The organism is Streptomyces sp. ADMS, from assembly GCF_033441795.1.
Lineage (GTDB): Bacteria > Actinomycetota > Actinomycetes > Streptomycetales > Streptomycetaceae > Streptomyces.
Genome location: NZ_JAVFVX010000587.1, coordinates 1 through 261, shown reverse-complemented (window position 1 = coordinate 261; position 261 = coordinate 1). Strand labels below are relative to the sequence as shown.

The 261-nt window shown below is 73.6% G+C and carries 1 protein-coding gene; it reads right to left on the bottom strand.

What is annotated here, in order from left to right; all coding sequences use genetic code 11:
- Positions 1-249, bottom strand: a 249-nt coding sequence (locus RB628_RS42095; protein WP_318325852.1) for a universal stress protein, incomplete at its 3' end; no start/stop codon positions are given.
- Between the last annotated feature and the right edge of the window lie 12 nt (positions 250-261).

The window sequence follows — 261 nt, the reverse complement described above, 5'->3', positions numbered from 1 at the left end:
AACGACCTCCGGCGCCACGGCACGCGCCCGCTCAACCCCCTCGGCCAGCAGACGTTCCACCATGTTCCGGATCCCGCCCTCGGGCGGGCCCAGCAGCGACGGGCCCAAGGGCACGTGCATCGCGGGCCAGATGAACGCATGCACCACACGCAGGCCCGCCCCGCGCAGCTCGGCCTCCCGCGCCGCCGCCTCGACCGCGGCAAGACCCGACGCCGACCCGTCCACACCCACGACCACCAGACCACTCATCGTGTCTCCCAC